Origin of the sequence: Novosphingobium fuchskuhlense (assembly GCF_001519075.1) — a bacterium.
GTDB classification, from domain to species: Bacteria; Pseudomonadota; Alphaproteobacteria; order Sphingomonadales; family Sphingomonadaceae; genus Novosphingobium; species Novosphingobium fuchskuhlense.
This window is the reverse complement of record NZ_KQ954244.1, coordinates 1,619,343-1,646,185: the sequence shown is the minus strand read 5'-3', so window position 1 is coordinate 1,646,185 and position 26,843 is coordinate 1,619,343. Positions and strand designations below refer to the sequence as shown.

30 protein-coding genes are annotated in these 26,843 nt (G+C 67.8%); 14 read left to right on the top strand and 16 right to left on the bottom strand.

Annotation, left to right across the window (positions count from 1 at the left end; genetic code table 11):
- Positions 1 to 94 precede the first annotated feature (94 nt).
- From nhaA to AQZ52_RS07740, 3 genes are all read left to right on the top strand, one after another.
- Complete coding sequence (gene nhaA / locus AQZ52_RS07750) at positions 95 to 1,264, top strand: Na+/H+ antiporter NhaA (protein WP_067908112.1); 1,170 nt, start codon at positions 95 to 97, stop codon at positions 1,262 to 1,264.
- A gap of 117 nt (positions 1,265 to 1,381) precedes the next feature.
- The gene (locus AQZ52_RS07745) at positions 1,382 to 1,837 is read left to right on the top strand and encodes a Dps family protein (protein WP_067908109.1); all 456 of its coding nucleotides are present in this window, start codon (positions 1,382 to 1,384) and stop codon (positions 1,835 to 1,837) included.
- A gap of 12 nt (positions 1,838 to 1,849) precedes the next feature.
- The gene (locus tag AQZ52_RS07740) at positions 1,850 to 2,347 is read left to right on the top strand and encodes an NUDIX hydrolase (protein WP_082697622.1); all 498 of its coding nucleotides are present in this window, start codon (positions 1,850 to 1,852) and stop codon (positions 2,345 to 2,347) included.
- Here the strand turns inward: AQZ52_RS07740 and dinB are convergent.
- Complete coding sequence (gene dinB / locus AQZ52_RS07735) at positions 2,336 to 3,484, bottom strand: DNA polymerase IV (protein WP_067908106.1); 1,149 nt, start codon at positions 3,482 to 3,484, stop codon at positions 2,336 to 2,338. The genes AQZ52_RS07740 and dinB overlap by 12 nt on opposite strands.
- Positions 3,485 to 3,562: 78 nt before the next feature.
- On the opposite strand from dinB, the gene AQZ52_RS07730 reads away from it, so the two are divergent.
- The gene (locus tag AQZ52_RS07730; RefSeq protein ID WP_067908103.1) at positions 3,563 to 4,846 is read left to right on the top strand and encodes a multidrug effflux MFS transporter; all 1,284 of its coding nucleotides are present in this window, start codon (positions 3,563 to 3,565) and stop codon (positions 4,844 to 4,846) included.
- On the opposite strand, the gene AQZ52_RS07725 is transcribed toward AQZ52_RS07730, so the two are convergent.
- The 3 genes from AQZ52_RS07725 to apaG all read right to left on the bottom strand — a co-directional run bounded on the left by AQZ52_RS07725 (position 4,826) and on the right by apaG (position 8,193).
- Positions 4,826 to 6,838, bottom strand: coding sequence for a putative bifunctional diguanylate cyclase/phosphodiesterase (locus tag AQZ52_RS07725; RefSeq protein WP_082697621.1), 2,013 nt, complete (start codon positions 6,836 to 6,838; stop codon positions 4,826 to 4,828). The two genes, AQZ52_RS07730 and AQZ52_RS07725, sit on opposite strands and share 21 nt — an antisense overlap.
- A 127-nt stretch (positions 6,839 to 6,965) precedes the next feature.
- Positions 6,966 to 7,778, bottom strand: coding sequence for a LysR family transcriptional regulator (locus AQZ52_RS07720; RefSeq protein ID WP_067908100.1), 813 nt, complete (start codon positions 7,776 to 7,778; stop codon positions 6,966 to 6,968).
- A gap of 16 nt (positions 7,779 to 7,794) precedes the next feature.
- Positions 7,795 to 8,193, bottom strand: coding sequence for a Co2+/Mg2+ efflux protein ApaG (gene apaG, locus AQZ52_RS07715; RefSeq protein ID WP_067908097.1), 399 nt, complete (start codon positions 8,191 to 8,193; stop codon positions 7,795 to 7,797).
- Between the two features lie 114 nt (positions 8,194 to 8,307).
- Here apaG and recO point away from each other — a divergent pair, with 114 nt between their 5' ends.
- The 3 genes from recO to AQZ52_RS07700 are packed head-to-tail and all read left to right on the top strand — an operon-like array spanning position 8,308 to position 11,133.
- Entirely contained in the window at positions 8,308 to 8,922 is a 615-nt protein-coding gene (gene recO, locus AQZ52_RS07710) for a DNA repair protein RecO (protein WP_067908093.1), read from the top strand.
- A gap of 22 nt (positions 8,923 to 8,944) precedes the next feature.
- Positions 8,945 to 10,000 (top strand): 3-isopropylmalate dehydrogenase, encoded by a 1,056-nt coding sequence (gene leuB, locus AQZ52_RS07705; RefSeq protein WP_067909665.1) that lies wholly within the window; start codon positions 8,945 to 8,947, stop codon positions 9,998 to 10,000.
- Positions 10,001 to 10,011: 11 nt separating this feature from the next.
- Entirely contained in the window at positions 10,012 to 11,133 is a 1,122-nt protein-coding gene (locus tag AQZ52_RS07700) for a glycosyltransferase (protein WP_067908090.1), read from the top strand.
- A 65-nt stretch (positions 11,134 to 11,198) separates the two neighbouring features.
- Here AQZ52_RS07700 and AQZ52_RS07695 read toward each other — a convergent pair whose 3' ends face one another.
- The gene (locus tag AQZ52_RS07695; protein ID WP_067909662.1) at positions 11,199 to 12,524 is read right to left on the bottom strand and encodes a phospholipid carrier-dependent glycosyltransferase; all 1,326 of its coding nucleotides are present in this window, start codon (positions 12,522 to 12,524) and stop codon (positions 11,199 to 11,201) included.
- A gap of 85 nt (positions 12,525 to 12,609) precedes the next feature.
- Here AQZ52_RS07695 and AQZ52_RS07690 point away from each other — a divergent pair, with 85 nt between their 5' ends.
- The gene (locus AQZ52_RS07690; protein ID WP_067908087.1) at positions 12,610 to 13,818 is read left to right on the top strand and encodes a trans-sulfuration enzyme family protein; all 1,209 of its coding nucleotides are present in this window, start codon (positions 12,610 to 12,612) and stop codon (positions 13,816 to 13,818) included.
- Positions 13,819 to 13,894: 76 nt separating this feature from the next.
- Here AQZ52_RS07690 and AQZ52_RS07685 read toward each other — a convergent pair whose 3' ends face one another.
- From AQZ52_RS07685 to AQZ52_RS07675, 3 genes are all read right to left on the bottom strand, one after another.
- Positions 13,895 to 14,143 carry an accessory factor UbiK family protein gene (locus tag AQZ52_RS07685; protein ID WP_067908084.1) on the bottom strand — a complete coding sequence of 83 codons (249 nt, stop codon included), beginning with the start codon at positions 14,141 to 14,143 and terminating at the stop codon, positions 13,895 to 13,897.
- A 97-nt stretch (positions 14,144 to 14,240) separates the two neighbouring features.
- Positions 14,241 to 14,789 (bottom strand): TspO/MBR family protein, encoded by a 549-nt coding sequence (locus tag AQZ52_RS07680; protein WP_067908081.1) that lies wholly within the window; start codon positions 14,787 to 14,789, stop codon positions 14,241 to 14,243.
- A gap of 160 nt (positions 14,790 to 14,949) precedes the next feature.
- On the bottom strand, positions 14,950 to 15,726 hold the full coding sequence (locus AQZ52_RS07675; RefSeq protein ID WP_240481479.1) for a TlyA family RNA methyltransferase: 777 nt from the start codon (positions 15,724 to 15,726) through the stop codon (positions 14,950 to 14,952).
- Between the two features lie 232 nt (positions 15,727 to 15,958).
- Between AQZ52_RS07675 and AQZ52_RS07670 the strand changes: the two genes are divergently transcribed.
- The 3 genes from AQZ52_RS07670 to AQZ52_RS07660 all read left to right on the top strand — a co-directional run bounded on the left by AQZ52_RS07670 (position 15,959) and on the right by AQZ52_RS07660 (position 18,879).
- Complete coding sequence (locus AQZ52_RS07670) at positions 15,959 to 16,354, top strand: hypothetical protein (protein WP_067908078.1); 396 nt, start codon at positions 15,959 to 15,961, stop codon at positions 16,352 to 16,354.
- 430 nt (positions 16,355 to 16,784) lie between these two features.
- Positions 16,785 to 17,888, top strand: a complete 1,104-nt coding sequence (locus AQZ52_RS07665) for a branched-chain amino acid aminotransferase (RefSeq protein ID WP_067908075.1) — start codon at positions 16,785 to 16,787, stop codon at positions 17,886 to 17,888.
- 82 nt (positions 17,889 to 17,970) lie between these two features.
- Positions 17,971 to 18,879: an SDR family NAD(P)-dependent oxidoreductase gene (locus AQZ52_RS07660; protein ID WP_067908072.1), complete on the top strand. Its 909-nt coding sequence runs from the start codon at positions 17,971 to 17,973 to the stop codon at positions 18,877 to 18,879.
- Between the two features lie 7 nt (positions 18,880 to 18,886).
- On the opposite strand, the gene AQZ52_RS07655 is transcribed toward AQZ52_RS07660, so the two are convergent.
- The 5 genes from AQZ52_RS07655 to AQZ52_RS07635 are packed head-to-tail and all read right to left on the bottom strand — an operon-like array spanning position 18,887 to position 22,250.
- Complete coding sequence (locus AQZ52_RS07655) at positions 18,887 to 19,192, bottom strand: hypothetical protein (RefSeq protein WP_067908069.1); 306 nt, start codon at positions 19,190 to 19,192, stop codon at positions 18,887 to 18,889.
- Entirely contained in the window at positions 19,189 to 19,560 is a 372-nt protein-coding gene (locus AQZ52_RS07650; RefSeq protein ID WP_420806444.1) for a DUF2794 domain-containing protein, read from the bottom strand. The genes AQZ52_RS07655 and AQZ52_RS07650 overlap by 4 nt, the downstream gene beginning before the upstream one ends.
- Positions 19,561 to 19,562: 2 nt before the next feature.
- The gene (epsC, locus tag AQZ52_RS07645) at positions 19,563 to 20,285 is read right to left on the bottom strand and encodes a serine O-acetyltransferase EpsC (protein WP_067908067.1); all 723 of its coding nucleotides are present in this window, start codon (positions 20,283 to 20,285) and stop codon (positions 19,563 to 19,565) included.
- A 41-nt stretch (positions 20,286 to 20,326) separates the two neighbouring features.
- Entirely contained in the window at positions 20,327 to 20,953 is a 627-nt protein-coding gene (locus tag AQZ52_RS07640) for an HdaA/DnaA family protein (RefSeq protein WP_067908064.1), read from the bottom strand.
- Between the two features lie 13 nt (positions 20,954 to 20,966).
- Entirely contained in the window at positions 20,967 to 22,250 is a 1,284-nt protein-coding gene (locus AQZ52_RS07635) for a heavy-metal-associated domain-containing protein (protein WP_169793723.1), read from the bottom strand.
- A 109-nt stretch (positions 22,251 to 22,359) separates the two neighbouring features.
- Between AQZ52_RS07635 and purM the strand changes: the two genes are divergently transcribed.
- Genes purM through AQZ52_RS07620 form a run of 3 tightly spaced genes read left to right on the top strand, consistent with a single transcriptional unit; the run spans position 22,360 to position 25,582 of the window.
- Entirely contained in the window at positions 22,360 to 23,466 is a 1,107-nt protein-coding gene (gene purM / locus AQZ52_RS07630) for a phosphoribosylformylglycinamidine cyclo-ligase (RefSeq protein ID WP_067908062.1), read from the top strand.
- Complete coding sequence (gene purN, locus AQZ52_RS07625) at positions 23,459 to 24,400, top strand: phosphoribosylglycinamide formyltransferase (protein ID WP_082697620.1); 942 nt, start codon at positions 23,459 to 23,461, stop codon at positions 24,398 to 24,400. Before purM ends, purN begins: the two co-directional genes overlap by 8 nt.
- 33 nt (positions 24,401 to 24,433) lie before the next feature.
- Positions 24,434 to 25,582: a hypothetical protein gene (locus AQZ52_RS07620; RefSeq protein ID WP_067908059.1), complete on the top strand. Its 1,149-nt coding sequence runs from the start codon at positions 24,434 to 24,436 to the stop codon at positions 25,580 to 25,582.
- On the opposite strand, the gene AQZ52_RS07615 is transcribed toward AQZ52_RS07620, so the two are convergent.
- The 3 genes from AQZ52_RS07615 to AQZ52_RS07605 form a co-directional block, all read right to left on the bottom strand.
- The gene (locus tag AQZ52_RS07615; protein WP_067908056.1) at positions 25,579 to 25,818 is read right to left on the bottom strand and encodes a hypothetical protein; all 240 of its coding nucleotides are present in this window, start codon (positions 25,816 to 25,818) and stop codon (positions 25,579 to 25,581) included. The genes AQZ52_RS07620 and AQZ52_RS07615 overlap by 4 nt on opposite strands.
- A gap of 78 nt (positions 25,819 to 25,896) precedes the next feature.
- Positions 25,897 to 26,319: a nucleoside-diphosphate kinase gene (gene ndk / locus AQZ52_RS07610; protein WP_067908053.1), complete on the bottom strand. Its 423-nt coding sequence runs from the start codon at positions 26,317 to 26,319 to the stop codon at positions 25,897 to 25,899.
- A gap of 82 nt (positions 26,320 to 26,401) precedes the next feature.
- Positions 26,402 to 26,839 (bottom strand): DNA polymerase III subunit chi, encoded by a 438-nt coding sequence (locus tag AQZ52_RS07605; RefSeq protein ID WP_067908050.1) that lies wholly within the window; start codon positions 26,837 to 26,839, stop codon positions 26,402 to 26,404.
- Positions 26,840 to 26,843: the final 4 nt, after the last annotated feature.

Genomic DNA, 26,843 nt, shown 5'->3' with positions numbered 1-26,843 from the left:
GCCCTCGCGCCAAAAGTGGCACTATCCCCACGGATTGAATTACGCCTGATTACCTATTGTTGCAACGATACCAGACCAAAGGATTGGTTCGAGAATGGCGAGAAACCTTGGGTTCGGCGGCCTTCGCAGCAAGCTGGCGGCAAGCGAGGCAGCCCCCGGGCTGGTCCTCATGGCCTGTGCCGGGGCGGCGCTGGCGCTCGCCAATTCGCCGTTCGGCCATGCCTGGCACGACCTCTTCCTCCATGCCTTGCCGTGGACGCCGGTGGGCCGGCTCGAGACCCTCCACGCGTGGATCAACGATGGCCTGATGGCTGTCTTCTTCCTCGTTGTAGGCCTTGAAATAAAACGCGAATTCGTGATGGGTGCGCTCTCGGACAGCGCGCGCCGCCACCTCCCGATGATCGCCGCGCTGGCCGGCATGGCGATGCCGGCGCTGGTCTATATCACCGTTACTCACGGCCACTCCGAATTGCGGGGAGGCTGGGCGATTCCCGCCGCGACCGACATCGCCTTTGCCCTCGGTGTGCTCGCGCTCCTCGGCAGCCGGGTGCCGCCAGCGGTGCGCCTGTTCCTGCTCACCGTTGCGGTGGTCGATGATATAGGTGCCATTGCGGTGATCGCGCTTTTCTACACCGAATCGCTCGAACCGGGCTGGCTCGTGCTGGCAATCGCCCTGTTTGCCGCCATGGTCGCATTGAACCGATTCGGTGCTCGCGCGCTGCCGCCCTATCTGGTTCTTGCCGCCGCGCTGTGGTTCGCCGTGCTGCACTCGGGCATCCACGCCACGGTGGCCGGCGTGCTGGCCGCCTTCACCATCCCGGTCGCGCTTGATTCGCAGGGGAACAGCCCGCTGCTGCGGCTTGAACACGCGCTCGTCGGGGTCAGCGGCTTCGTCATCGTGCCGCTTTTCGGCCTGGCCAACGCCGGGGTCGAACTCGGCACCGGCAATCCGCTTGCCCCCCTGCCGCTCGGGATCGCGCTCGGGCTTATCCTGGGCAAACAGGCGGGCATCATGCTCGCCATCTTCGGCTGCGAGCGGCTGGGCATTGCTGCGCGCCCGGCCGGGGCCGGCCTGCTCCACCTCTGGGGCATGGCGCTCCTGTGCGGCATCGGTTTCACCATGAGCCTGTTTATCGGTGCGCTCGCCTTCGCCGCCGCACCGCAGTTGGTCGAGGATGCCAAGCTCGGCGTGCTTGCAGGCTCGCTGGTTTCCGCCCTGGCCGGCGCCGCCGTGCTGCGCATTGCCCCGCGCCCCTCGGAATGATCGAGGCGGCGATTGATCAAGCGAGGCGATCACCCTGACCCGAAACTTGCGTGAGCCATCGCGGAGCAACGGGTGTAGAAAGGGCATCACGTTACACCCGCCACGAAGGAACCAGCCATGCCCGGTGACAACGCCACGAAAGCCCTGATCGATACGCTCAATGGCCTGCTCGCGGATTACTTCGCGCTCTATATCAAGACCAAGAACTACCACTGGCACGTCAAGGGCCCGCAGTTCCACGATCTGCACCTGCTGTTCGATACGCAGGCCACCGAACTCTTCGCGCTCACCGACGTGATCGCCGAGCGTGTGCGCAAGAACGGCGGCAACACCCTCACCTCGATCGGCGCCATTGCCGGCCGCAGCGTGATTGCCGACGATGATCGCGAAGGCGTAGACGCCATGGCCATGGTCGCCGCGCTGCGCGACGACAACGCCGCGCTCGTCGCGCGCATCCGGGCCGCCAAAGCCGCCGCCACCGAAGCGGGCGACAACGCCACCGAAGGCATGGCCGACGACTGGACCGACCAGGCCCAGCAGCGGGTGTGGTTCCTGAGCTCGATCCTCGGCTGATCGGCCTGGCGCGTGCTGTCGCGGCTGCCGCCTCCGCTGCACCGGGCCCTGCTGCGGCTCGCCCAACCGATCCGGCTGCGGGTCTGGGGCCTGTTGCGGCGCGAGGTGCGCGGCTGCGGGGTCCTCGCGTTCGATCCTGCGGGGCGCGTGCTGCTCGTGCGCCACAGCTATCACCAGCCGGAGCGTTGGCTGCTCCCCGGCGGCGGTCTGACGCGGGGCGAAGATCCGGTCGATACCGCCGCGCGCGAATTGCTGGAGGAAACCGGCTGTCCACTCACCGCCGGGGTCTGGTTCAGCGCGGATCTGCGCCGGATGCCGGGTGGGTGGATCAACCGGATCGAACTCGTCGCCGGGCAAACCCGGGGCGAGCCCCGCGCGGACGGGCGCGAAATCGCGGCAGCCGCCTTCTTCGCGCCAGATGCCCTGCCGCCGCAGACCGGCGCGGTCGTCCACGTGGCGCTGGAACTGTGGCACCGCAAGCAGACGCAGTGCGGCGCGTCAGAACGGTAGGGTCCCCTGCCCTGCCGGATCGGCGCCCGTCGGCACCGGTGCGCTCCCTTCCCCCTCCAACGCCGAGAGGGTGAGGCCCATCAGCCGCACCGGCTCGGGCAAGGGCAGCAGGCCTTCGAGCAGCGCGCGCGCGGCCTCGGCAAACTGCGCCTCGTCCGCCACCGGACCCGGTAATGACTTCGCCCGCGTGATCGTGCGAAAGCCGGTGTCCTTGAGCTTGAGCGTCACTGTCCGTCCCCGCGCGCCGCTGCGCTCGACGCGCTCCCACACCAGCGCAATGATCCGCTCCAGCACTTCACGCAGCGCCGGCCCGCTGCCGATGTCGCGCTCGAAGGTGCGCTCGCCGCCGACCGACTTGCGCGGCCGGTCCGCGCGCACCCGGCGCAAGTCGATCCCCCGCGCCGCGCGGTAGAGGTAATCGGCCTGGCTCCCGAAATGCTGGCGCAGGAAGGCAAGGTCGCGCTGCGCCAGATCGGCACCCGTCGCGATGCCCAGCGCCGCCATCTTTTCCGCCCCGCGCGGGCCTACGCCGTGAAAGCGCTTCACCGGCAGCGTCGCCACGAAGGCCGCGCCTTCGCCCGGGCGGATCACGCACAGGCCATCGGGCTTGTTCTGGTCGCTCGCGATCTTGGCGAGGAACTTGTTGTAGGAAACCCCCGCGCTCGCGGTCAGCCCCGTCTCGGCCTTGATCCGCGCCCGGATCAGCTCGGCAATCCGCGTCGCCGAACCGATGCCGCGCAAGTCGTCGGTCACGTCGAGGTAGGCCTCGTCGAGCGAGAGCGGCTCGACGTGCGGGGTGAAGTGCAGGAATATCTGCCGGATCTGCCGCGAGACCGCCTTGTAGACCTCGAAGCGCGGCGGGCAAAAGATGAGTTCGGGGCACAGCCGCGCCGCGCGCACGGAAGGCATCGCCGAACGCACCCCGAACACCCGCGCCTCATAGCTGGCCGCTGCAACAACGCCCCGCGCGGAAGAGCCACCCACGGCCACGGGCTTGCCCCGCAGCGCCGGATTGTCGCGCTGTTCCACGCTCGCGAAGAAGGCGTCCATGTCGATATGGATCACCTTGCGCAAGGCGCTGGCGGTCTCCTCGTCATCCCTGTCAGGTGGCGGTTCGTGGGGCGCTGCTGCAGACATCGCGGTCACACTACCCCTTTTCGCAGTGCAGCATAAAGCGCTGGGAACAAGGCGCCGACGTGCCTATAGGCTGAACACATGGCAACACTCCCATCCACACCCACCGGCACGGCCGGCGCGCCCCGCATGGGGCCGCGCGAATTCGTCGTGCTGATGGCCATGTCGATGGCGCTGCAAGCGCTCGCCATCGATGCCATGCTGCCCGCGCTCGCCGGCATAGCGCAGGAACTTGCGATCAGCGATCCCAACCGGCGGCAACTGATCGTCGGCGTGTTCCTGCTCGCCGCGGGGCTCGGCGCGCTCGTGCCCGGCTCGCTGGCAGACCGCTACGGCCGCCGTCCGGTGCTGCTGTGCAGCCTCGCGCTCTACATCGTGTTTTCGCTCGGCTGCGCGCTTGTCACCGAATTCAACACACTGCTCGCCTTGCGCGCCGCCCAGGCGCTCGGCAGCGCGGGGCTTTCGGTGCTCCCCAGCGCCATCATCCGTGACCGGCACGGCGGCGACGCGATGGCGCGGCAGATGTCGACGATCACCGTGATCTTCATGCTCGTGCCGATGGTCGCGCCCAGCATCGGGCTTGCCGTGCTGATGGTCGCGGGCTGGCGCTGGATTTTCGCGCTGCTGGCCGTGATGGGCCTCGTGGTCGGCCTGTGGGTCTGGCTGCGGCTGGAGGAAACGCTCGATCCGGCCAACCGCCAGCCGATCCAGCCGCGCGCCATCGCCACCAACATGGTCACCGCCGCCTCCAACCGCGCCTCGTTCGGCTATGTCGTGGGCGGCGGCCTCATCCTCAGCGCGCTGTTCGGCTATGTGAACTGCGCGCAGCAGCTGGTGGGCGAGCATTTCGGCGCGGGCGCCTATTTTCCGCTGATCTTCGGCGCAACCGCACTGTGCATGGCCTTTGCCAGCTTCTTCAACTCGCGCATCGTCGAACGCTTCGGCGCCCGCCGGGTCAGCCACGCCGCGGTGCTCATCTCGATAGCCTTGAGCGCGCTGCAGGTCTGGAACGCCTCGCGCCCGGGCGAGACGCTGCTCGAATTCATGCCCGTGATCGCGCTCAATATCTGCATGGTCGGCTTCATCGGCGCGAACTTCAGCTCAATCGCGCTCCAGCCTTTCGCGCATATGGCGGGCGCGGCCAGCTCGGTGCAGGCGTTCCTGCGCATGGTGATCGGCTCGGGCCTCGGCATGCTCTTCGGTCTGGCCTACGATGGTACGGCGCGGCCCCTCGCGCTGGCCTTCCTCGGCTGCGGTCTCAGCGCGCTCGTGCTAGTGCTATGGAGCGAGCATGGCCACCTGTTCCGCCGCATCAATCCGCGCGGCGCCCTGCGCGAAGTGTTGCTACCCGATACCCACTGCTAAAGGCACGGCAAGCCCCGCGTAGACGCGCAGCGCGGCGGCTGCCGGTTCGGGCCGGCCGAAGTGGTAGCCCTGCATGAGGTTGATGCCGAGTGCCCGCGCCGCCTCGGCCTGCGCCGCGCTTTCCACGCCCTCGATCGAGCAGCCGATGCCCAGCTGCCAGGCCAGCGCCACGATCATGCCCGTCACCGCGCGTGCGCCGGGATCGGTAGCGAGCGCTCCCACGAGTTCGCGGTCGAGCTTGATGCGGTCGAGCGGCAGATCGCGCAGCTGCGAGAGGCTCGACCAGCCCGCGCCGAAATCGTCGAGCGCGATGCGGAAGCCCGCCTCGCGGAAGGCGATGAGCTGGGCTGCGGCCCGCTTCGGATCCTGCTGTAGCGCGCGCTCGGTCACCTCGAGCATGACCGACGCCGGGTTGCCGCCCGCGTCCTTGACGATCCGCGCCATCGTTTCCGCGAGGCCGTCGCGCACCACATCGCGTGCGGCAAGGTTGATCGAAACTTCGAGACCGGTTTCCCATGGCCGGCATTCGGCCAGCGTGCGGGCGAGCACCAGCCGGGTCAGTTCGCCCGTGCGTCCCGTCGCATCGGCAATCGCGAGGAACTCGCCCGGCGCCTGCCATTCCACCCCGTCGGGCGACCAGCGCGCCAGCGCCTCCAGGCCGACAATGCGCCCGTCGCGGCAATCGAAGATCGGCTGGTAGAGCAGCCGCAGCGAGTCCTCGAGCGCGCAATCGTTGAACTGGCGCATCACTGTGATGCGCCGCTGCAGCGCCACTTCGTCATCCGGCCCGAACGCGACGATTGCGCCGTCGCCCAGTTCCTTGGCCTTGTAGAGCGCCGCATCGGCGCGTTCGAGGCAGGTCGAGGCCGAGCCACCCTCGGCGCGGTAAAGCCCGATCGAACCATAGAGCCGCAGCGTGGCCCCGTTGAACCGGATCGGCTCGCGAATGGCCGCGGAAATCCCCTGCGCGACGGCGACGACCGCATCGGTGCCAAGCGCGCCGTCGAACAGGATGGCGAATTCATCCCCGCCAAGCCGGCCATGCGCCAGCACCTGCTCCGCGCTGCCGATACGCTCGTTCACGGTGCGCAGCACGTGATCGCCTGCGGCATGGCCATAGGTATCGTTCACATGCTTGAAGCCGTCGAGATCGCACAAAGCCAGCCAGGGCCGCACGAGATCGTCCGGCCCGGTCATATGCTCCTCGAGGCAGGCAAGAATGGCGCGGCGGTTGCGTCCGCCGGTCAGGTGGTCGACCGTCGCCTGCCGGTAATGCGCGCTGGCCAGTTCGGCAGTCTGCCGTTCTCGTCGCGCCAGTAACTGGCGCGAAAGCTCCAGCCGCACGAAATCGCGGTGCTGGACCTGGGTCATCGTCAGCAGGATCGCCGTCACGAAGACCTGCGCGAGCGAGATCGCCATCGCATCGTCGTGCCCGCTGGCAAGGACAAACAGGCTCCATGGCAGCGTGAAGGCCAGCGCCAGCCGGATCGCCGTTTCGGGCGCGTGCGCCATGCCCAGGATCGCGGCGAACATGGTTACCGCGATCACGAAGTGCAGCAGTTCGCGCTGCCCCGGATCACCGTAGGGATAGAGCCCCAGCGACCACGCCACGAACACCAGCGCCCCCCAGCCGCCAAGGCGCTGCATGGCATCGATGTCCAGCCGCAGCTGTTCCACCGGGCGACCGGCAACCCGCTTGGGCATCCAGTAGACCGCGCGGCTGGCAGCAAGGACCATGATCACCGGGGCCACTGCGAGCATCGCCACCGGCGCGCGCGTATGGAAAGACCACGCCACCAGCAGGGTGTTGAAGATCACCGCGAGGTAGAGCAGCGGCGCGCGGTGCGAAACGCTGCGGGCATAGGCCAGCGTGAAGGCGTCCCCATGGCGCTGCCGCCAGTGACGGCCATAGCAATGCAGGCTGCGGAGACTGCCGCGCAGCCAGCGCCTTGCGCTTTCGCGCAGACCCGGTGAAGAACCGCCACTTGCCATTTCGGCAGTTTACGGCCTCGGGAGTTAACGCCTTCTCAATCCGGACGGGCAAATACCGACAAATCGCCAGAAATTCATACCCGAATCGAACCCAAAATTTCCGGGCAATGGCCTTGGCTTGCCGGGGTTATTCGGCAGCCTTCGAAAGCGCCGCGACCAGCGCCTTGACCTTCTTCTGGCGCCATTGCGGCAGAGGCGCGACAAGCCAGTAGGCACGGCGGCAGCGATCGGGCTCGCCCAGCGCGGCAACCTTGCCCGCCGCGATCGCGCCTTGTGCCAGCATCAGCGGCACGCGTGCCTTGCCGAGGCCTGCGGCCGCCGCGCTGATCGCGGTGCCGCCGTCACCCACCGAAAACTGCGTCTCGCGGCCCTCGGTCTCGGGCGCGGGATCGCCCGGCCAGGCGATCCACGGTGCATCCGCACCCGCACCGGGCGCCGCGACGACCTGCATCAGCGGCTCGCCCAGCGCGATTCCTTCCAGATCGCCCGGCCCCTCCGCCCAGCGCACTGCAAGGTTGAGATTTGCCTCGGTAAAATCAAGATCCCCGTCATTGCCGACCAGCGCAAACCTGAGGCCGGGATTGGCCAGCCGAAACGCCGCGAGCCGCGGCGAGAGCCACGCCGCGAAGAAGTCGCGCGGGCAGGCCACGGTGTAGACATGGCTCGATTGCCCGGCCTGCATCGCCTGCACGCCTTCCTCGAAGCGCAGGAAACCCTCGCGGATGGCATCAAGCCCCGCCGCCGCCTCGTCGGTGAGGACAAGGCCCTTGGTCGTCCGGCGAAACAGCACCACGCCGAGCAGGTCCTCCAGCGCGCGGATCTGCTGGCCAACAGCGGCCGGCGTCACCGCCAGCTCATCCGCCGCGCGCGTGAAGGACAGGTGCCGTGCCGCCGCATCGAGCACGCGCAGGCCGTTGAGCGGCAGATGGGTCCGCTTCATGTCGAAAGCCGCAGGCTCAGTTGGCCGTCGCGGGCGCGGCGAGCGGGAAGAACGGGATCGCCACCTCGATCAGCGAGCCATCGGCCCGCTGCATCGTGTAGTGGCCTTCCATGCTGCCGTGCGGCGTGCCCAGCGGGCAGCCGGACACATAGTCGTGCGATGCCCCCGGCGCGAGCAGCGGCTGTTCGCCCACCACCCCATCGCCATCGACGTAGTTGACCATGCCCCGACCGTCCGTGATGCGCCAGTGCCGCGTCAGCAGATGGATCGGTTGATCTGAGCCGTTTTCGATCCGGATATGATAGACCCAGAACCATTTGCCGGCATCGATGCGCGACTGTTCGGGCAGGAAATTGACAGCGACGCGCACTGTCACTCCCTCCGTCACGGCAGCATGCTGGAAGAGCTGTTTCATGTGATACAAGCTAGCCCAGATTGCCGCCGGTTCCAACGGGGGATTCATCCGTTCAACGGCTTGCTGCAACCTGTGGCAATCTCCACACGGATGCCGTGCCATGCTGATCCGCCAATGCTCATAAGGGCCCCTGCCATTCTCTGCGCCGCGCGCGCCCACGGCGAGCACGGCGCGGTCGTGCGCCTGCTGACCGCGGACCACGGCCTTGTCGCCGGCTACGTAGCCGGCGCGCGCGGCCGCACGCTGAGGCCCGTGCTCATTCCCGGAAATTGCGTCGCCGCCGAACTTTCCGCGCGCACCATGAGCCAGCTGCCCTCGGCCAGGCTTGAGCTTGTCACCAGCCGCGGCCCCTGGCTTGGCGAACCGCTGGCGAGCGCGGGCATTGGCTGGGTCACCACGCTCACCGCGCGCGCCCTGCCTGAAGGCCAGCCTTTCCCCGCCATCCACGGCGCGCTCGAGGCCGTGCTCGATGCGATCTGCCATGCCCCCTCCGCGCGCGGCTGGGCCCGCGCCGTCGCCGCCTACGAGGCCCTGCTGATTCAGGAAGTCGGCTATGGCCATGCCCAGCCCCCGCCTGCAGACGAGCCTTGGGAAAGCCTGCTGGCCCGGCTCGAACGGCAGGGCCTTTCGCTTGCAAAGCACCTGCTTGCCGATCCGCGCCGCGATGGTATGGCGGCGCGCGCCATCCTGATCGAACGATTCAAGCGGATCGACGGCGGCGCGGCGTAGATTTCTTCCGAGGATGAGCTTGATGAAGATTGCAGTTCTGCCGGGTGACGGCATCGGCCCCGAAGTCACGCGCGAAGCGCTCAGGGTTCTCGATGCGCTGGACCTCGGTATCGAGCGCGAGGAAGCCCTTGTCGGCGGCGCGGCCTATCACGCCACCGGCCACCCGCTGCCGCCCGCAACGCTGGCGCTGGCCGAAGCCTCGGACGGCGTGCTGTTCGGCGCGGTCGGTGATCCCGCCTGCGATGCGCTGGAGCGCCACCTGCGCCCCGAACAGGCGATCCTCGGTCTGCGCAAGGCCCTGACCCTGTTTGCCAATCTCCGCCCTGCCAAAGTCTTCGCCGGGCTCGAAAGCCACTCCGCACTGCGGCCCGAGGTCGCCGGCGCGATCGATCTGCTGATCGTGCGCGAACTCAATGGCGATGTCTATTTCGGCGAAAAGGGCTTCCGCACCACCGCTTCGGGGGAGCGCGAGGGCTGGGACATGATGTCCTACAACGAGAGCGAAGTCCGCCGCATCGCCCATGCCGGCTTCCGCGCGGCGCAGGGCCGCAGCAAGCGGCTCTGCTCGGTCGACAAGGCCAATGTCCTCGAAACCTCGCAGCTCTGGCGCGACGTGGTGATCGAAGTCGCCAGGGAATACCCGGACGTCGCGCTCGAACACATGTACGTCGACAACGCCGCGATGCAGCTGGTGAAGAGCCCCGGCCAGTTCGATGTCGTCGTCACCGGCAATCTCTTCGGCGATATCCTCTCCGATCTTGCCAGCATGTGCGTCGGCTCGATCGGCCTGCTCGCCTCCGCATCGCTCGGCGCGCGCCAGACCGCGCACGGTACATTCGGCCTCTATGAACCGATTCACGGCTCCGCGCCCGATATCGCCGGCAAGGGTCTGGCGAACCCGATGGCGACGATCCTCTCGGCCGCCATGCTGCTGCGCCATTCGCTCGGTCTCGCCGATGCGGCGGACCGCATCGAGGCCGCCGTTGCACGCACCCTTGCCGATGGCGTCCTCGGGCGCGATCTCGGCGGAAGCGCGGGGACGACGGAAATTGGTGACGCGGTCCTCGCAAGGCTGTAAGCGCGCGCTCCATGTTGCAACTCGCCGTAATCCTGCCCACATTCAACGAGCGCAAGAACATCGCGCCCATGATCGAGCGGCTCGACGCCGCGCTCCGGGGCCTGTCCTGGGAAGCCATCTTCGTCGATGACAACAGCCCGGACGGCACCGCCGAGGAGGCGCGCCGCATCGGCCGCGATGATCCGCGCGTCCGCGTGATCGAGCGCATTGGCCGCCGCGGCCTGGCCTCTGCCGCGATCGAGGGCATGTGCGCCACCGCCGCGCCGATCGTTGCGGTGATGGATGCCGATCACCAGCACGATCCCGCGCTGCTCCCCGGCATGTACGAAGCGGTGGAGAGCGGCGAGTTCGATGTCGCCTATGCCTCGCGCTTCGCCGAAGGGGCCAGCACCGATGCCTGGGGCCGGCCCGACCGCGTGAAGGCCTCGGGCCTTGCCAACCGCATCGCCCGCCGCGTCACCGGCGTGCAGCTCTCCGATCCGATGAGCGGCTACTTCATGCTGCGCGCCGAAACCCTGCGCGCCGATGCGCACCGCCTTTCGGGCGTGGGCTTCAAGATCCTGCTCGATATTCTCGCCACGGTCGATGCACCGCTGCGGGTCAAGGAATTCCCGCTGAACTTCGCGGCCCGCACCGAAGGCGAAAGCAAGCTCGATCAGACCGTGGTTTTCGAATTCCTCGTCGGGCTCTACGACAAATGGCTCGGACGCATCCTGCCAACGCGGTTTGCCCTGTTCGGCACGGTCGGCGCGCTCGGAGTCATCGTCCAGGTGGTCGCGCTCAAGCTGATCAAGATCCTGCTCGGCCACAACACGGCCGCCACGATGCTTTCGGGCAACGAATATTTCGTGCTGGCCAATACGCTCGCCGCCACCGTCGCGATGAGCTTCAATTTCGTGCTCAACAACGAATTGACGTATTCCGACAAGCGCCTGCGCGGCTTCGGCCCGCTGCTCAAGGGCTGGGCGCAGTTTGCGCTGACCTGCTCGCTCGGCCTGCTCACCAATGTGGGGTCGGCGGCCGTGCTCAAATCGACTGGCGTCCACGAACTGCTCGCCGTCGTCGGCGGGATCATCCTCGGCTCGGTGTGGAACTTCGCGCTTTCGAGCAAGTTCGTCTGGGGCAAGTATTGAACAGCAGGGAAAAATAGCGACAGTCCCCCTATTTCTTGGGGACTGTCCCTATTTTTCCCTGCTGTTTACCGCCAGCTATCCAGCCACGTATAATCCCGATACGAATTCTTCCCCGGCAGCGCGCCTGCGGAAAGGATCGGGTAGAACCCCACGAACAGCATCCCGGATAGCACCACCGTCAGCGCCCCCGGCCAGCGCCGCCCCTTTTCCCACCAGCCCGCCAGCACCAGCGCCAGCGCTGCCATCAGGAACACGCTCGCCAGCGCGTAGTGGTAATAGAACTGCACCGGCTTGCCATTGATCGCCCAGAAGATCAGGCTGGCGACATAGAGCACCACCACCGCCCCGCGCAGCCGGTCGCCGCGCCGCAGCCCGGCCCACAGGCACAGCAGCAGCGCGGGCAGGCCCGCCAGCATCGTGAAGGGATTGCCGATCATCAGCACCCCGCGCTGCGCCCCGTCCCACGGTGCGTAGAAGAACCAGATCGGCCGCAGATTGAACACCCACTGCCACCACCGGCTCTGGTAGAGGTGCGGCTTCACCACGCTGTCCTGCAGTTGCAGCATATAGGCCTGCCACGGGATCAGCCCGCGCAGCGTCAGCGGCTGCACTTTGTAGAAGAACGCCGGCGCAAAGGTCGCGAAATAGGCCAGCAGCGGCACCACGCCCAGCCATGCCGCCGCCTCCAGCAGCGAAACGCCGGGGATCGGTCCCGCATCCCGCGCGATCAGGAAACCGCGCCGACGCCCGGCCAGCGCCCACCAGCGGTCCCACGCAAACAGCAGCCCCGGCAGCGCCAGGATCGGCGCGCCGTTCCACTTGCCGCCCAGCGAGAGCCCCAGAAATACCCCGCAGAGCGCCAGATGCAGCCGCGAGCCATTCCGCCCCTCGCTCCCCTTTCTGAACGCCAGCGCCGCCTGCCAGAACGCCAGCGCCATCATGCTCGCCATCGCCATGTCGAGCATCGCGATCCGGCTCAGCACGAACCAGATGAAGTTGGTCGCCAGCAGCAGCGCAAACAGCAGTGTGGCGGGCCGCGAGAGGCTCGCCCACCACATCGCCCGCGTCGCGGCAAAGAAGCCCAGCGTGCCCAGCAGCGCATTGGGCAGCCGCCAGCCCCACGGCCCGTCGCCAAACAGCAGCATGCCCAGCGCGATGAACTCCTTGCCCAGCAGCGGATGCTCGGGATTGAGCCGGCTGGTCAGCGCGATCAGCCGCCGCGCTGCGGGCAGGTAGTGCACTTCGTCGAACACGATCTTCGAAGGCGTGCCCAGCCGGTTGAGCACAACCGCCAGAAACGCGAGCGTGATCGCCGCGCACCACACCAGCGGATCGCCATGCGCGCGGCGCGGACCCGTGAAGGGGGTGGTGATGCGGGAAAGCAGCGTCATGGAAGGCGCGCGCATACGCCACGAAGCGCCGGTAGGGCAATGGTCCAGCTTGCGCACGTCCCCTCGCGAATCTAAGGCCCGCCTCATGAAGCGCACGACTGGACAGGACCGCTCGATCACCGCCCGCTGGCGCCCCGCAACGCAGGCCGTGCGCGGCGGCACCTGGCGTTCGGAAATGGGCGAGACCTCCGAAGCCCTCTTCCTCACCTCGGGCTATTCCTACGACGATGCCGCCACGGTCGCCGCGCGCTTTGCCGGCGAAGACAACGGCATGACCTATTCGCGCCTGCAGAACCCCACGGTGCAGATGCTGGAAGAGCGCATCGCCCTTCTCGAAGGGGCAGAGGCCTGCCGGGCGCAGGCCAGCGGCATGGCCGCGATGACCACGGCCCTCCTCTGCCAGCTTTCCGCCGGCGATCACATCGTCGCTGCCAAGGCCGCATTCGGCTCGTGCCGCTGGCTGGTCGACAACCTGCTCCCGCGCTTCGGCATCAGCGGCACCACGATCGACGCGGGCGACAACGCCGCATGGGAAGCCGCGATCCGCCCGAACACCAAGGTCTTCTTCTTCGAAAGCCCGGCGAACCCGACGATGGACCTCGTCGATCTCGAGTTCGTCTGCATGCTCGCCCGCCAGCACGGCATCACCACCGTGGTCGACAATGCCTTCGCCACCAGCGCGCTCCAGCGCCCGATGGATTTCGGCGCGGATGTCGTCGCCTATTCGGCCACCAAGATGATGGACGGCCAGGGCCGCGTCCTCGCCGGCGCGGTCGCGGGCTCGGCAGAGTTCATCGACGGCAAGCTCCTCCCCTTCCAGCGCAACACCGGGCCCAATATCGCCCCGTTCAACGCTTGGGTCGTCCTCAAGGGCCTCGAAACACTCGATCTGCGCATACGCCGCCAGAGCGAGAACGCGCTGAAGGTCGCGCAGTTCATCGAAAGCCGCCTGCCCACGGTGCGCTACCCCTTCCTCCCCAGCCACCCGCAATTCGCGCTGGCGCAAAAGCAGATGCAGGCCGGCGGCTCGATCATGAGCCTCGACGTCCCCGGTGGCCGCGCGCAGGCGCACGCCCTGCTCGATGCGCTGGAGCTGGTCGATATCTCCAACAACATCGGCGATTCGCGCTCGCTGATGTGCCACCCGGCCTCGACCACCCACCACGGAGTGGGGCCCGAAACCCGCGCCGACATGGGGGTTGGTGAAGGGATGCTGCGGCTGAACGTGGGGCTGGAAGATCCTGACGACGTGATCGACGATCTCGATCAGGCGCTCAAGGCGGCGGGGCTTTAAGGCAACCGGGCCGCGAACACCAACCCTACGTCAATGCGAGCGTAGCGAAGCAATGACGATAGGCTGAATGCGGGCCTCAGCCCGCGAGCTTGGCCTCAAGCGCCTCGATCCGGGCCTTCAGCGCCTCGGCTTCCTCGCGCGCGGCGGTGGCCATGTCCTTGACCACCTCGAATTCCTCGCGGCTCACGAAGTCCATGCCGCCAAAGGTCTCGCGCAGCTTCTCGCGCGCGGTCTCGCCCGCCTCGCGGCCCATGCCCGCCAGCGTGCCCGCGGCGCTGTTCAGCAGCTTGACGAAATCGGCGATCATCGGGTTCTCGGACTGCATGGCTCTGGCCTTCTGGACGAATTCACTCACCCGCAAATGGCGCTTCACGCCGCGCGGCGCAAGGCGTGCTCCCGGGCAAAATCACAAAGACGGCGGATCAGATCTGCACGCGCACTTCCGATCCTTGCGCTCCATCAGCCATCGGGTTGAGCGCGAGGAACTGGTAGTTGAGCACCGAGGCGAAGCAGATCCACGCCATATAGGGCAGGAGCAGCGCCCCCGCCAGCGGCCGAACCCGCCAGAACAGCGGGATCAGTGCCAGCATCAGCAGGATCATCGCGGCAATGATGCCCAGCGCGATCGTCATCTGGTGCAGGCCGAAGAACACCGGGCTCCACGCCAGGTTGAGCGCGAGCTGCAGCGCGAAGACCGCCGCCGCCACGCCCCGCCCCTGCGCGCCGCGGGCCGAAGCCACCATCGCCAGCGCCACCCCGATCAGCACGTAGAGCAGCGACCAGACAATCCCGAAGGTTGCCGGCGGCGGATAAAGCGCAGGCTTTGCGAGTGCGGCGAACCAAGGGTTCTGCGGCCCCGCATTCGCCACGATGCTGGATACGAACCCGAGCCCCAGAACGGCTGGCACGGTAAACAGGGACCAGCGCAGCAGGCTGGCGCGCAGCTGGGCAGGAGAGGCAAGATAACGCATGTGCTCGAGAAATCTCCGCGCCGGGCGTCCGGTAAAAAGCGATTCGTTGCCAAGCCGGCGCGGGGATATTGGCGGGGCCGCGCGCGCTAGGCAATCTTTGCAAGCGCATGGTGCCCCAGGGCGAGACAACGGTGCGCCCAGCCGCCGCTATCAACCGCCTCTAACCGCCGCCCGCATGGAGCGCCGAAATCAGAAACTCCACATTGCCTTCGGGCCCGGTGATCGGGCTTGTCGTGATGCCCTGAACCGCCCAACCCTCGCCTTCCAGCCAGTCCTGTACCTCGCGGCAGACGCGTTCGTGCAGCGCCGGATCGCGCACCACGCCGCCCTTGCCCACTTCGCCGCGCCCCACCTCGAACTGCGGCTTGATCAGCGCGACCAGCCGCGTCGGCCGCGCCGCCAGCGCCAGTGGCACTTCCAGCACCTTGCGCAAGGCGATGAAGCTCGCATCGCACACCACCCATGTCGCCGGCCGGTCGATCTGCGCGGGCGTCAGGATCCGCGCGCTGGTCTGCTCCAGCACCGTCACGCGCGGGTCCTGCCGCAGCTTCCAGGCCAGCTGGTTCGTGCCCGAATCGACCGCGAAGACATGCGCCGCGCCATGGGTCAGCAGCACATCGGTAAAGCCGCCGGTCGAACTGCCGATGTCCATCGCCGTCGCGCCCGCCGGATCGAGCCGGAAATGGGCCAGCGCATGGGCCAGCTTGATCCCCCCGCGCGAAACCCAGGGGTGATCGCGCCCGCGCACCTCGATGGCGGCATCGGCGGCCAGCGCATGGCCCGCCTTCAGCAGCTTGGTCTCGCCCGAATAGACATGGCCGGCCAGAATCAACGCCTGCGCGCGCGCCCGGCTCTCGGCCAGGCCGCGCTCGACCAGCAGCTGGTCGATGCGGATCTTCGATTTGCCCGATGGCGGTGCGGAGCGGCTTGAGGTCACCGCCGCTCTCTTCCATACCCGGTGCATGAAGATCAACTGCCCAGCCTGCGCTTCCGCTCTGCTCTTTGCCTGTGCGTGGGCGCTTGCCGGCTGCGCGGGCTCGCCGCCGCAGCCTTCCCCCGCACCGCACCGGAGCACCACCGCCACCGCGTCCCAGCCGTCTGCCCCTGCACCGCGACCGGCCCCGCCGCCCCCGCCCGCCCCGCGCATTGCCGGGGCCAATTGGCGTGATTTGCCGCCCACGCCCGGAAGCTGGACCTATAGCGCCGATGCCGCCGGCAGCGAGGCGCGCTTCGGCACCGCCGGTGCCGGCGCACTCGCCGTTCTGCGCTGCGATCGCAGCCGCCCGGCAGTGGTGCTCCAGCGCGCCGGGTTCGGTTCAGGCACGGTCCCGGCCACAATCACCACCAGCAGCACCTCGCGCCGGCTCACCGCCGCGGCGGTCGGGGCCCCCGGACTGGTTCAGAACGCGGCGATCCCCTTCGAAATCGCCTTCAACGTCCGCGATCCGCTGCTCGATGCGATCGCCTTCAGCCGCGGCCGGTTCATGCTGGAAATGGGCAGCGCGCAAACGCTCGTCCTGCCGGTCTGGTCCGAGCTGGGGCGGGTGATCGAGGATTGCCGCTGAGCGGTGCGGAGCGCGGAAAAAACTTATCCACGGCGGCGGCGCGAAGTCCCAATTCTGACGGCAAAAAAAATCAATGCAAGTCTTGTTCTTGGAGGCCGGATGAATCACATTCGCAGCAAGGCCGGAACAGGGCTGCAATCCTCCGGTCGAGCCGTTCTTCGAGGCGGCACTTGGCTCAACAGCGCGAAAGGAGGTGATCCGATGTCTCATGGTTCAGCAGAGGGGTCGGCATTGCGCATCGCGGAGCATTATCGCTAGTTTGTTCAAGCGATAAAGGCACCGTGGGCGGCACTTCCGGCCGCTGACCATGCGAAGGGCCGCTTCCGATTGCCGGAAGCGGCCCTTCACATTTGTTCCAATTGACTTGCCATTTGCGCAATAATCGTTCACGGCGCGTCGCAAGAACCAACAATCCCGAAGGACCGCCCCGATGGCGACGCCCGCTACCGCCGCACCGCTTGCCTTTGCCCACCAGGCCCATCCCGCACCGATGGCGGCCGAAGCGCGCGCGCAAATCCTCGCCAACCCGGGCTTTGGCACTGCCTTTTCCGATCACATGGTCTCGGTGAGCTATGACGAGAGCAAGGGCTGGCACAGCGCCGAAGTCCTGCCCTATGGCCCGATCCCGCTCGATCCCGCCGCCGCCGTCCTTCACTACGCGCAGGAAATCTTCGAAGGGCTGAAGGCCTATCGCCTCGCCGATGGCGGCATCGCCCTGTTCCGGCCAGAAGCCAACGCCGCGCGCTTCAACGCCTCGGCCACGCGCCTTGCCATGCCCACGCTGCCCGAAGGCCTGTTCGTGGCTGCCGTCGAAGAACTGGTGAAGGCCGACCAGGACTGGTTCCCCACCGTCGAGGGCGGCTCGCTCTATCTGCGCCCCTTCATGTTCGCGAGCGAGGCCTTCCTCGGCGTGCGCCCGTCGAAGCAGTACCGCTTCCTCGTCATCGCCAGCCCCGCCGGCAACTACTTCAAGTCGGGCGCGCCCGCCGTGTCGCTCTGGGTCAGCGACTACAGCCGCGCCGCGCCGGGCGGCACCGGCGCGGCCAAGTGCGGCGGCAACTATGCGGCAAGCCTCGTCCCCACTGCCGAAGCCTTCGCGCGCGGGCATGATCAGGTGCTCTTCCTCGATGCGGTGGAGCGCCAGTGGATCGAGGAACTGGGCGGCATGAACCTGTTCTTCGTGTTCGCCGATGGCACGATGGTCACGCCTCCGCTCGGCGGCACGATCCTGCCTGGCATTACCCGCGAAAGCCTGATCCGGCTGGCGCGCGAGGAAGGCCTCACCGTGCGCGAGGAACGCTATTCGCTCGCCCAGTGGCAGGCCGATGCGGTCTCGGGCAAGCTCACCGAAACCTTCGCCTGCGGCACCGCTGCGGTGGTCACGCCGGTCGGCAAGGTCACGAGCAGCGCCGACAGCTTCACGATCGGCAGCGGTGGCCCCGGCCAGCTTACGCAAAAACTGCGCCAGCGCCTCGTCGCGATCCAGCGCGGCGAAGCGGCCGATACCCACGGCTGGGTCCACCGCATCGCCTGATACCGGTGTTGCCAAGGGCAATTCGCCATGGCATCGGCTGCACAATTAACCGCCCGGTTAGGGCGTGAGGGAGAGCTTTGCCATGAGCATTTCATTCAAGGACAAGGTCGCGATCGTCACGGGCGCGGGTGGCGGCATCGGCCGTGAATATGCGCTTGAACTCGGCCGCCGCGGCGCGAAGGTCGTCGTCAACGATCTCGGCGGCGCGCGCGATGGCACCGGCCATTCGGACGCCGCGCTCAAGGTCGTCGAGGAAATCCAGGCCGCGGGCGGCGAAGCCATGTCGAACGGCGGCTCGGTCACGGAATTCGAGCAGATGGCCGAGATGGTCGCCAAGGCCAAGGAAAAGTGGGGCGGCGTCCACGTCCTCATCAACAATGCCGGCATCCTGCGCGACAAGAGCTTCACCAAGATGGACCCGGCCGATTTCGAGATGGTCGTGAAGGTCCACCTCATCGGCTCGGCCTTCGCCACCAAGGCCTGCTGGGATCTGATGCGCGAGCAGAACTACGGCCGCATCCTGATGACCGCCTCCTCGACCGGCCTGTTCGGCAATTTCGGCCAGGCCAACTACGGCGCGGCCAAGCTCGGCCTCGCCGGCCTTACCAAGACGCTCTATCTCGAAGGCGCGAAGAACAACATCAAGGTCAACACGCTGGCGCCCGTCGCCGCCACGCGCATGACCGAGGACATCTTCCCCGAGGAAGCCTTCAAGCTGTTCGGCCCGGAAAACGTCGTCCCCGCAGCGCTCTTCCTCGTCTCGGACGATGCCCCCAGCAACGCCATCGTCGGCGCGGGTGCGGGCGCCTATCACTCGGCGTGGGTCACGATGAACAAGCCTGTCCTGCTCCCGCACAATGCGCGCTCGGTCGAAGACTTCGCCGCGCACTGGGACCAGATTTCGGACCGCACCGGCGATTTCGTGCCCCAGTCGGGCGCCGAGCAGAGCCAGGCGATCCTCGTCCAGCTTCAGGCTGCGATGAAGCGCTGACGTCTCGCTAGCGGGGGCACGCGCCGCGCGTTGCCCCCGCCAGCTGCATCGTCTTGAGCCGCGCCTGCACTTCGCCCTCGTCCAGCACGCGCACCGCGCCCGTACGGGCATCGATCAGCAGCGGCGCCGCGCAATCACCGCGCGCACTGATCTGCCCGCCCTTTTCCGGCACCATCAGCACCATCTCGGCATCGCCATCGCGATAGACCACGCGCAGAAACGGCGTGCCGCCGGCGGCCTTGTGCTGTCCGGCAGGGGCGGCATCGCAAGCGGTCAGCGCCAGCAAACCAGCCAGCGCGAGAAACCGCCTCAATCCTCGACGATCTTCAGCAGCTTGCGCTCGAGCACGGAAAGCACCCCCGCCAGCTCGTGCCCGCGCTTCAGCACCTGGCCCGCCTCGCCATAGAGCGTCCACATGCCCTGCTTGGCCCGCAGCGCCGGGCGCTTCTCGATCCGCGCCGTCGGGCGCTCTGCCGTGCGCCGGAACGCGGCAAAGCTCGCCGCATCCTTGCCGAAGCTCATCGCATAGTCGCGCCATTCGCCGGCGGCGACCATACGGCCATAGAGATCGAGTATCCGCATGAGTTCGGGCCGCTCGAAACCGACTTGCGGCTCGGTGCGGACTTGCGGGAATGGCAGCACACCCGGGCCGAAACCGCCCGCATCGGCTCCGCCCTGCACGCTCAGTTGCGGCTCCTGCGCCGGTTGCCGCCATCGACCGGCGCGGGCGCGTCAGTGCTTGCATCCTGCCGCTCGAGCAGCGCCGCGACCTGCGCCTTCAGCAGCGCGACTTCGGCCTCAAGCTCGTCCACCCGACTGCCGCCTGTCGGCTCGCAGGGCTCCTTGCAGGGTGTGCCATAGGGGATGAAGTCCTTGAGCCAGGTCTCGACCGGAACCAGCGTCGAGCGCGCCTTGAGGCCGACCATGGTCGCGCCCTCGGGCACGTCCTCGGTCACCACGGCATTGGCGCCCACGCGCGCGCGCGGACCCACGGTGATCGGGCCCAGAATCTGCGCGCCCGAACCGATGATCGCATTGTCGCTCAGCGTCGGGTGGCGCTTGCCGGGCACGCCATTGGCCGGGTTCGTCCCGCCCAGTGTCACGCACTGGTAGATCGTCACGTTATCGCCGATCTCGGCTGTTTCCCCGATCACGGTAAAGCCGTGGTCGATGAACAGGTGCCGCCCGATTTTCGCGCCCGGATGGATGTCGATCGCGGTCAGGAAGCGCGCCAGATGGTTGACGAACCGCGCGAGGAAAAACATCCGCCGCGCGAACAGCCAGTGCGCGACGCGGTGAAAACCAACCGCGTGAAGCCCCGGATAGAGCAGGATTTCCCAACGCGAGCGCGGCGCAGGGTCACGGGCGCGGATCGAGTCCAGATAGGCGACAAGGCGGTCGAACATGCGCGCAGATACCCCCGATTGGGCCCCCAAGGCAAGCGCGCCTAGAGAAGCCTAGGTTGCCGCTCGGCCTCGGGCACCCCATGCACCCGTTCGGCCAGCGCATCGCGCGCCAGCGATATGGTGATCGCAGCCTTGCGCTCAAGGGACAAGCGGTCGATTGTTTCGACCAGCGCCTCGGCCGCGGCATGGCTGCGCTCCAGCCGGGGCAGGATATAGGCCAGCACCGGTTCGCCCAGCGCAAGGCCGCGCCGCGCCGCATGCGCCTCGACCAGCCCGCGCAGCAAGGCATCGTCGGGCGCGCCGATCTCGATCATCAGCGCCGCACCGAGCCGTGAGGCGAGATCGGGCAGCGCGACCTTCCATGTGCCCGGTGCCTTGTTCGAAACGATCAGGAGCGGCCGGCCATCTGCTTGCGCCCGGTTCCAGCGGTGAAACACCGCGTCTTCAGGCAGGCTGTCGGCATCGTCCAGCACATCGCCCAGTCCGCTTGCGGCAAACCACCGCGCCAGCAGGCTCTTGCCGCAGCGCGGCGGCCCGGTCAGCACCGCGGCGCGATAAGGCCACTCCGCCGCCCTCGCAAGGAGCGCCAGCACGGGCTCCAGCGACGGGCCCGTCAGCACGACATCGGCATGGGCTGCCGTCACGAGAGGCAGGGCAATCTGGCTCACCGCTGCACGCTGCCTACTTGCGGATGCTGAGCGCGCCGGCCCCTTGGGTCACGCGCCAGCCCCCCGCGCGCAAGGCCGCCGCCAACGCGTCGATATCGCCGGCAAAGGTCACCCGCATCACCGAAGTGCCACCGATCGCCAGGCTGGTCGTGGCCGCTTCCTTCACGCCATCGACCCGTCGCACCGCAGCCATGCCCGCATCGACCGCCGCCGCATCGGGCGTCACAAACTGCACGGTGACCACTGTGGTCGGCACCGCGGCCGTTGTCGCGGCGGCATCGGGCCCCGCCGCCGCGGTCGTCGCGGTCGGCACCGGCCCCAGCTTGGCGACAATGCTCTCAACCAGCGCGGGATCGAGATCGGGCCGCATCGAAAGCGAAGGATCAGGCGCCAGCTGTCCCGCCGCCAGCGCGCCCGCATAAAGACCGTCGAGCCTGCGGATCGCCTCGGCCAGCATCGCGGGCAGCTTGTCCTCGCTCGGCGCCGTGAGTTCAAAGCTGCCGAGGAACAGGTTGTCCGGTCCGCGCCGCGCGGTGAACACGCCGCGCACCGGCCCGCCGGGCCAGCTGCGCTCCAGCTTCGCGATCGGCATGATCACATCCGATGCGCCAAACGAATCGAGCACCAGCCGCCACCAGTTGCGGCTGCGACGGCTGATCTGCCCCGCCGTCAGCAGCAGCGAATCCGCGCCCGCACCGCTGGGGCGCACATAGTCGATCACGCTCGATCCGGTGCGGAACTCCGCCCAGGCCTTCTGCCAGGGCGTGCGCGTCTCGAACACCGAGGTCACCCCGCCCTCGATCAGCACCGGGATCACCAGCAGCGGCGCGGAATGCGCGATCTGGCCCTGCATCCCCAGGTAGCCGCTGGTCCGCGCGCGGTCGAAGATCACCCCCAGTGTCGCGATATAACGGTGCGGGCCGATCTGCTCCTGTCCCACCACCACGGCCGAGACCATGCCGTCGATGGTGCCATCATCCAGCGCCGGGGCATTTCCGCCGCCCAGCCCGTTGGACTTCCACAGCTTCTCCCACGCCAGCCGCTGCGCCTGCTTCCAGCCGTTGGCGCGGGCTTCCTCGGCGGTCTTGCCGGTAGTGTTGACCTCGATCCCGCTCACTTCGAAATCGCCGTTGCTGGCAATCGGCGGGATGCCGCGGTCACCCTCGATCTGCGCATAGATCGCCGCGCCGCCGCCGGCCAGCACAAGGCCCAGCCCCGCAAGCAGCGCGAGGCGCGCCTTGCGGCTCAGATCCGGCAGGAACGTCAGGTCGGGCAAGGTCGGGCGCAGAGCGGCCAAGGTAACTCCATCTGGGAACGCAGGCCTTGCGCTGCATCTTTTCCGAATGCCGCGCTTTTGCCCAAAGGCAAGTGGAAATCCAAGCGGGAAAGCGCTAGTCGCCTCGCCCATGACTTCAACCGACGAAACTTCGCAGTCCTATTCCTACGCCCAGGCGGGGGTAGACATCGCCGCCGGCAACGCGCTGGTCAAGGCGATCGGCCCGCTCGCGCGGATGACAGCGCGCCCCGGCGCGGACGCCGAACTCGGCGGTTTCGGCGCGTTCTTCGATCTGAAGGCCGCCGGCTACAAGGACCCGCTGCTGGTCGCCGGCAACGACGGCGTCGGCACCAAGGTCAAGCTCGCCATCGACCATGACCGGCATGACGCCATCGGCATCGATCTGGTCGCCATGTGCGTCAACGATCTCATCGTTCAGGGTGCCGAGCCCCTGTTCTTCCTTGATTATTTCGCCACCGGCAAGCTCGATACGGGCGTTGCCGAGCGGGTCGTTGCCGGCATCGCCGAAGGCTGCCGCATGGCCGGCTGCGCGCTGATCGGCGGCGAGACGGCGGAAATGCCCGGCATGTACGCGCCCGGCGACTACGACCTTGCGGGCTTCTGCGTCGGCGCGGTCGAGCGCGGCGAGCAGCTGACGGGCGACCGCGTGGCGGAAGGCGATGTGCTGATCGGCCTCGCCTCCTCGGGCGTCCACTCCAACGGCTATTCGCTGGTGCGCCGCCTCGCCGCCGACAAGGGCTGGAAGCTCGACCGCCCTGCCCTGTTCGACAACGAGCGCCTGCTGATCGACCACCTGATCGAGCCCACCCGCATCTATGTGAAGAGCCTGCTGCCCTTCATCAGATCGGGCCGCATCCACGCGCTGGCCCACATCACCGGCGGCGGCCTCCTTGAAAACGTGCCCCGCGTCCTGCCGAGGGGCCTCCACGCGCGCATCGATGCCGACACCTGGGAGCAGCCGCGCCTCATGGCCTTCCTGCAGGCGCAGGGCCAGATCGAGCCCGAGGAAATGGCCCGCACCTTCAACTGCGGTGTCGGCATGATCCTCGCCGTGGCGGCAGACGAAGCCGCAAGCCTGATCGCCGATCTCACCGCAGCAGGCGAAACCGCCTTCACGGTGGGCGAGATCGTCGCCGGCGAAAAGGGCTGCACCGTCTTCGGCAGCGCGGAGGCGTGGTCCGCCCGCGCCGCATGGGAGGCCGTCCACATTGGCTGACCGCGCCAAAGTCGCCGTCTTCATCTCCGGCAGCGGCACCAACATGGCCGCGCTGCTCTATGCCAGCCGCCTTGCCGCCTGCCCGTTCGAGATCGTCCTCGTTCTCTCCAACAACCCCGAAGCGGGCGGCCTGAAACTGGCCGAAGCGGAGGGCGTCCCCACCTTCGTTCTCCCCCACAAGGGCTTGCCCCGCGCCGAGCATGACACAGCGATGGACGCCGCCGTCCGCCGCGCCGGCGCGCGGTGGATTGCGCTTGCCGGCTATATGCGCATCCTCACGGGCGAATTCGTGGGGCGCTGGGAAGGGCGGATGGTCAACATCCACCCCTCGCTTCTGCCGAAATACACCGGCCTCCACACCCACGAGCGCGCCATTGCGACGGGTGACAGCCACGCCGGCTGCACCGTCCACCTCGTCACCGCCGATCTCGATGAAGGCCCCATCCTCGGCCAGATCCCCGTCGCGATCCTGCCCGGTGATACGCCGGATACGCTTGCCGCGCGCGTCCTCTTCGCCGAGCACCAGCTCTACGCGCGCTGCCTCGCCGAACTCGTCACGCGCGAAACCGATCCCGAATGGCTCACCGCGCGGGTCCGCGAACGGGCGATGCAACTCCCCGAAGCGGAGGAAAGCCTGAGCCACGGTATGGCCTGCTTCGGCATCATCAAGGGCAAGAAGTTCGCCTACGTCACCAGCAACCACCACCATGATGGGCGCAACGCCCTCCTCGTCAAGATCAGCGGGGCCGACGAGCAGGAACAGCTCATCGAATCGGATCCTGAACGCTTCTTCCGCCCGGCCTATTTCGGCGACGGGTGGATAGGTATTCGTCTTGACCTCGGCGACGTGGACTGGGACGACATTGCCGAATGGCTGCGCCGCTCGTGGCTGGCCGTGGCGCCGCGCAGACTTGCGGCAATGATGGAATTCTGATCGCAGCTGCCTCCCCTGCTGCCGGAGCCGCCCATGCCCCGACCCCCGCTTTCTCCGCTGCACCGGCTCTACCTTCACTCCGCGCTGCAATCGTTTGTCGAAGCGGGCGGCGGCATCTTCATCGCCGGCTTTCTCGTCAGCCGCGGCTTTTCCTTCCCGGCCGCCCTCGCGAGCTTTGCGCTGATCGTCCTCTCGCGGCTCGCGCTGCGCGGCGTGATCCTGCCGCTGGCGGTGCGGGTGGGCGTGCGCAATGTCCTCCTGATCGGCATCGCCGTGCGCGCCGTCAGCTTCGCGCTCCTGCCGCTGGTCCACGAAGTCGGCCCGCTGCTCGCGCTGTTCCTTGCCGTCAGCGGCCTTGGCAGCGTGCTCTACTGGACGGCATGGCACGGTTTCCTTCCGGCGCTCACCGATACCGGGCGCGGCGGCCAGCAGATCAGCATGCAGCAGGCGACCAGCGCGCTCGTCGGCATCGCGGCCCCCGCGCTCGGCGGACTGCTCCTCGCGCATGGCGGACCCGGCGCGGCCTTCGCCGTGATCACCGCGCTGCAGTTGGCCAGCGCCCTGCCGCTGCTCGGCGCGCCCAATCCCGCGATCGACCCCGCCGCCGCGCTTGAACCCGGCGTCGCGGCCTATGCGCGCCGACTCTACTTCAACGAAGGCTTCCATTCGGGCTGCGCGGTGGTGATCTGGAACCTCGCGCTGTTCGCCTCGCTGGGTGAGCATTTCGACCAGTTCGGCGCCGCCATGGCCGCCGCCGGGGTTGCCGCAGCCGCCGGGGGGCTCCTTGTCGGCCGACTGATCGATGGCGGCCGCCCCAGCCATTCGCTCGTGATCGCCTATGGCGCCGCCGCGCTCGCCCTCGCCGTCAAGGGCACCGCGCTCGGCCATCCGCTGCTCGCCGTCGCCGCAACCGCACTCGGCGCGCTGGTCGTGCCGATGACCAGCACCGCCATGCTTGCCCCGCTCTATGCCATGGCGCGGCAGGGCCCCTGCGTGCTGCGCTTCTCGATGGCGACCGAAGGCGGCTGGGACCTCGGCTGCTCCGCCGCCTGCCTCACCGCCGCTGCCCTGCTCGCGGGCGGTGCAGATTTCCGCCTGCCGATCCTGCTCGGCCTCGCCCCCATCGGCGCCATGGCCTGGATGCTGGGCCGCTGGTATGCCCGGCAGCCCAGCCCGGCCTAGATCTCGCTGATATCCACCACCGGCCGGTCTTCGCGCGTGCCGCGATAGCGCGCCTCGGGCTCGCTCTCACCGGGCGAGATCACCACGTGGTCGTCATGCACCTCCAGCAAGGTGCCCACGAACGGCATGCCCTCGAGGCTCCCCGTCACGCGATAGCTGACATGATCGCCCACCTTGAACGTGGCGGGATCGAAATTGAACTCGAACGGGCAAGACCCGTCCCCCATCCCCAGCATCGCCTGCTCTCTCCCGAAACGCAAAAGGCCGCCGGATCGCTCCGGCGGCCCCTGCTATAGCAACCTGCGCGCGGCAGATCAGCCGACGATTTCTTCCGGCTTGAAGAAGTAGGCGATCTCGATCGCGGCGTTCTCGTCCGAATCCGAACCGTGGACGGTGTTGGCTTCGATCGATTCGGCCAGTTCCTTGCGGATCGTGCCGGGCTCGGCGTTGGCGGGGTTGGTCGCGCCCATGATGTCGCGGTTGCGCTGCATGGCGTTTTCGCCTTCCAGCACCTGCACCACAACCGGGCCCGAGATCATGAATTCAACGAGGTCGTTGAAGAAGGGGCGCTCGCGGTGGACGGCGTAGAAGCCCTCGGCCTGCTCGCGGCTCATGTGGATGCGCTTCGAGGCGACGACGCGCAGGCCGGCTTCCTCGAGCATCTTGGTGACCGCGCCGGTCAGGTTGCGGCGCGTGGCATCGGGCTTGATGATCGAAAAGGTGCGGGTAACCGCCATGGGATGTTCCTTGCGTATGGGGGAGGCTTTCGGTTGGCCGCGCCCCTAGCGGGGTTTGTGCTGCACTGCAAGGTTGTGGGCGTCAGCGCGGCCCCTCCAGCCACTTCCCGCCGTCCTGCCGCCAGTATTTGCGTTCTGCCCCATCGCGCTGCCCCAGCATCCGCCAGGTGGCGCGCGCATCGTCGATCCGCTCGGGCGGAAACAGCAGGAACACGCGCGCCGCATTCTCCATCTCGCGCCACACCCCGTCCGCCAGCGCCAGATAGCGCGCGCCGTTGGCGGGCACGGGCTCATGGCTGAGCAGGATCGGCTGGCGCGCGTCATGCTCGCCGCCCGCCATCCCGTGCGCGAGGAAGCTCTCGGGCAGCCGCGTCCACAGCGCCTCGCTGATCCGGCCAAGCTGCTCGGCATCCTCCGCAACCAGCAGCAGACGCTCGCCTGCGCCCAGCGTGCCTTGCGCCAGCTTTGGCAGAACAAGCTCCACCGGATCGCGCGAAAGCTGATAGAAATCGACCCGCACCGCC